The organism is Rhodococcus sp. P14, from assembly GCF_000256505.1.
GTDB classification, from domain to species: Bacteria; Actinomycetota; Actinomycetes; order Mycobacteriales; family Mycobacteriaceae; genus Rhodococcus; species Rhodococcus ruber.
Genome location: NZ_AJFC01000210.1, coordinates 1 through 4,209, shown reverse-complemented (window position 1 = coordinate 4,209; position 4,209 = coordinate 1). Strand labels below are relative to the sequence as shown.

The 4,209-nt window shown below is 67.4% G+C and carries 4 protein-coding genes; 2 read left to right on the top strand and 2 right to left on the bottom strand.

Annotated features, from left to right (window positions below):
* Positions 1-8 precede the first annotated feature (8 nt).
* Positions 9-1,016, top strand: a complete 1,008-nt coding sequence (gene nrdF / locus OEY_RS0114800; RefSeq protein ID WP_029540052.1) for a class 1b ribonucleoside-diphosphate reductase subunit beta — start codon at positions 9-11, stop codon at positions 1,014-1,016.
* Positions 1,017-1,089: 73 nt separating this feature from the next.
* On the opposite strand, the gene OEY_RS0114795 is transcribed toward nrdF, so the two are convergent.
* On the bottom strand, positions 1,090-2,151 hold the full coding sequence (locus tag OEY_RS0114795) for an ABC transporter substrate-binding protein (protein WP_010594634.1): 1,062 nt from the start codon (positions 2,149-2,151) through the stop codon (positions 1,090-1,092).
* 31 nt (positions 2,152-2,182) lie between these two features.
* Positions 2,183-3,172: an ABC transporter substrate-binding protein gene (locus tag OEY_RS0114790; protein WP_010594633.1), complete on the bottom strand. Its 990-nt coding sequence runs from the start codon at positions 3,170-3,172 to the stop codon at positions 2,183-2,185.
* Positions 3,173-3,430: 258 nt separating this feature from the next.
* On the opposite strand from OEY_RS0114790, the gene OEY_RS0114785 reads away from it, so the two are divergent.
* Positions 3,431-4,209 (top strand): cbb3-type cytochrome c oxidase subunit I (locus tag OEY_RS0114785; protein WP_192811072.1); only part of this gene is annotated, 779 nt, incomplete at its 3' end.

Below are 4,209 nucleotides of genomic sequence, written 5' to 3'. Positions count from 1 at the left end.
AAAGACAGATGCCCTCCGCCCCCCGCGCGCATTCGCCGTCCCACGGCGCCCACGTCAAACTCGTCGACCGTGTCTCGGCGATCAACTGGAACCGCGTTCCGGACGAGAAGGACTCGGAGGTGTGGGACCGTCTCACCGGCAACTTCTGGTTGCCCGAGAAGGTTCCGGTGTCCAACGACATCCCGTCGTGGGGCACGCTCACCGAGTACGAGCAGGAACTGACCATGCGGGTGTTCACCGGTCTGACCCTGCTCGACACGATCCAGGGCACCGTCGGCGCCGTGTCGCTGATCCCGGACGCGGTGACCCCGCACGAGGAGGCGGTGCTCACCAACATCGCGTTCATGGAGTCGGTGCACGCCAAGTCGTACTCGAGCATCTTCTCGACGCTGTGCTCCACCCGCCAGATCGACGACGCGTTCCGCTGGTCGGAGGAGAACGAGAACCTGCAGCGCAAGGCTCAGATCGTCCTCGACTACTACCAGGGCGACAGTCCGCTCAAGCGCAAGGCCGCTTCGACCCTGCTCGAGTCGTTCCTGTTCTACTCGGGCTTCTACCTGCCGATGTACTGGTCGTCGCGGGCGAAACTGACCAACACGGCGGACATGATCCGGCTGATCATCCGCGACGAGGCGGTGCACGGCTACTACATCGGCTACAAGTACCAACGCGGACTCGAGCAGATCACCCAGGCCGAGCGCGACGAGCTCAAGGACTGGGTCTTCGAGCTGCTCTTCGAGTTGTACGACAACGAAACCCAGTACACCGCAGACCTCTACGACGAGGCCGGCCTCACCGAGGACGTCAAGAAGTTCCTGCGGTACAACGCCAACAAGGCCCTGATGAACCTCGGCTACGAGGCGCTGTTCCCCAAGGACGAGACCGACGTCAACCCGGCGATCCTGTCCGCGCTGTCGCCGAACGCCGACGAGAACCACGACTTCTTCTCCGGGTCGGGCAGCTCGTACGTGATCGGTAAGGCAGTCGTCACCGAGGACGAGGACTGGGACTTCTGATCCCCCACCCGCTGTGACCGAATGTCACATGGGTTCGATGTGATCGAACCCATGTGACATTCGGTCGTCGGGCTCAGTTCGAGTAGCCGTTGAGGGTGTTGCGTACGTCCGTCAGAACGGCTTTCGCGGCCACCGGGCCGGGCGTGGACCACACGAGGTCGTCCACTGCGAACAGCCGGCCGTCGGTGACCGCCCCGAGGTCGAGCCAGGCCTCGGAGTCCATCACCTCACTGCCGTGTGCGACGCCGTCCTCGCCGGCGAATCGGACGTAGATCAGGTCGCCCTCCGCGGCGGCCGGGTCGTCCTCGTCGAGCGGGGCGGCGGCACTCCCGTCCTGCACACCGAACCGCTGTGCGGGCGGGCGCGCGACGCCGGTGTCGGCGAGGACCTGGCCGGCGAACGACGCGGTGCCCTCGACGACCGCGCCGTCACCGGTGAACCGCACGATCGACGCCTGGGTCTGTGACGCGGTCGTCGCCGTGCCCACGTCCGTTGCGGTGGCGCGGTAGTCGTCGAGCACTCGGCCGGCCGCCTGTGAGCGCCCGAGTGTCTCTGCGGCGCGGAGGAACTGCTGCCGCCAGAACACCGGATCGGAGCCGACGAGCACCGTCGGAGCGACGTCGCCGAGGCGGCGGTAGAGCTCCGGGTCGGCCGAGGAGCCGAGGATCAGATCGGGCTCCGCACCGTCGATGAGCGCGACGTCGGGCGCCGACGTCGCGCCCACCGAGGGCAGTTCGGCGATGCCGGTGCCGAGGTACTCGGCACGGGCGACGTCGGTGGTCGTGCCGACCACGCGCTCCCACAGGCCCAGTGCGCACACCGCGTCCATCGCGGCAGCGTCGAGGACGACGATCCGCTGCGGGTCGACGGGCACCTCGGAGATGCCGCCGGTGTGGATCACCGATCGGGTGCCGCCGGCGGGCTGGCCCGGATCGAGGGGACTGGGTAGCGCGCACGCGGTCGTGGTGTCGCGTTCGATGCCGACGACGGCAGCCCCGGCGATGCGGGTGGTCGTGCGCACGATGCTGCTCGCCGGATCGTCGGTCGTCTCCGCGCATCCCGCCAGGCCGAGTGCCGCCACGGCAGTGAGGGCGACGGTGCACGTGACGGCGCGGGACCGGGACGCTGCGGGCATACGACCACTCCTGTCTAGGGGACGGTCCAGGTTAACTGGTGTGCGGATCGACCCCGAAAGCCTCGGCGAGGTCGTCGAGGATCTTGTGCGCGCCCTGGACGGACACCGGCGTCATCCAGAGGCTGTCGTCCACGTCGACCTTCCGGCCGCGCAGGTTCTGCCACAGCGGATTGGACAGGAACGGCTGCGCCGCCGCCTCGGACTTGCCCTCCCCGTCGCGGTACATGCTGACGAAGATCACATCCGCATCCGCCTCGCCGATGAGTTCGGGGCTGATCGCATTCATGATGCTGCTCGGATCGGCCGGATCGGGTCCCTGGCTCGCGGGCCGGGCCAGGCCGGCATCCTCGAGGACGATGCCGCTGAACGACGTGGTGCGGTAGAGGCGGGCGGTGGGCTCGCCGGCGAAGCGGACCACCGAGACGGTGGGGTTGCCGGCCGTGGCGTTGATCTCGTCGCCGATGGCTTTCGCCCGGGCCTCGTAGTCGGCGATCTTCTGCTCGGCGAGGTCCTCCTTGCCGAGGGCTCGCGCGGCGAGCCGGATGTTGTCCTTCCAGGTCGGTCCGGTGCTCTGGGAGAACACCGTCGGTGCGATGGCGGACAGCTTGTCGTAGTTCTCGCCGTCGCGCACGTCCGCGGACAGGATCAGATCGGGCTGCAGAGCGGCGACCTTCTCGAGACTCGCATCGGACACCGCGCCGACCGACGTCGCGTCCGCGGCGAACTGCTCGCGCGTGTCACCGAGGTAGTCGGGCAGGCCCTCGGTGCGGTAGTCGACGTAACCGACGAGTTCGGATTCGAGGAGCAGCGTCGCATCCGCATAGCTGGTGTCGAGCGCGACGACCCGCAGCGGCGGGGAGTCGAGAGTGGTCGTTCCGCGGAAGTGCTCGACGGTACGGGGGAAGCCCGCGGTGGCCGGGGCCTGCTCGGCCGTCTCGCCGGAGGAGCAGCCGGCGAGCAGCACGGCCGTGAGGGTCGTCGCGAGCGCGGCGATGCCGCGGCGCAGGGGGAGGGGGTGCACGGTGAACCTCGTCTCTCGGGACCTTCATACTTAGGAGACGCTTACCTTATGTCCTGGAGGAAACGGGAGGTGCGGGGGGTGGTGGACGGCCCCCGGGTTGCGTGGGTCACAGACCCCCGTGGGTATGCTCGAGGGCCGAGTACGACACTGAGTAGGACCCGGTGAGCGTGCGGTGGTCGCACCGTCTACGATTCGATCAGCGCAAGCCAGAGAACGTTCGCCTCGCACTGCGAGTCGAGCGCGCAATCAGGAGGATTAGTGACTGCCGTAGCGCCCCAGCCAGTCCCGGAGATAGCTGCAGCGAGGCCGTACCCGCCGCGGCAGGGACCCAAGGGCTCGTTCTTCTACAAGATGATCACGACCACGGATCCCAAGATGCTCGGGATCATGTACATGGTCACCTCGTTCGCGTTCTTCCTCATCGGCGGCGTGATGGCTCTGCTCATCCGCACCGAACTCGCGGTTCCGGGTCTGCAGTTCCTGTCGAACGAGCAGTACAACCAGCTGTTCACCATGCACGGCACGATCATGCTGCTGATGTACGCGACCCCGGTCGTGTTCGCCTTCGCGAACTACATCCTGCCGCTGCAGATCGGCGCCCCCGACGCCGCGTTCCCGCGCCTGAACTCCTTCAGCTACTGGCTGTACCTGTTCGGCGCCACGATCGTGACCGCCGGCTTCATCACCCCCGGTGGTGCGGCCGACTTCGGCTGGACCGCGTACAGCCCGCTCACCAGCGAGCTGCACTCGCCCGGCGTCGGCGGTGACTTCTGGGTCCTCGGCCTCGGTGTGATGGGTCTGGGCACCATCCTCGGTGCGGTCAACTTCATCACCACCGTGGTGTGCCTGCGCGCCCCCGGCATGACCATGTTCCGGATGCCGATCTTCACCTGGAACATCCTCATCACCAGCGTGCTGATCCTCCTGGCGTTCCCGCTGCTGACCGCTGCGTTCTTCGGCCTCTTCGTCGACCGCCACCTCGGTGGGCACATCTTCGACCCCGCCAACGGCGGTGTCATGCTGTGGCAGCACCTGTT

Bases quoted from the DNA above. Each gene is read 5' to 3' on its own strand.
- OEY_RS0114795 (WP_010594634.1), bottom strand. From the start codon at position 2,151: ATGCCCGCAGCGTCCCGGTCCCGCGCCGTCACGTGCACCGTCGCCCTC.
- nrdF (WP_029540052.1), top strand. From the start codon at position 9: ATGCCCTCCGCCCCCCGCGCGCATTCGCCGTCCCACGGCGCCCACGTC.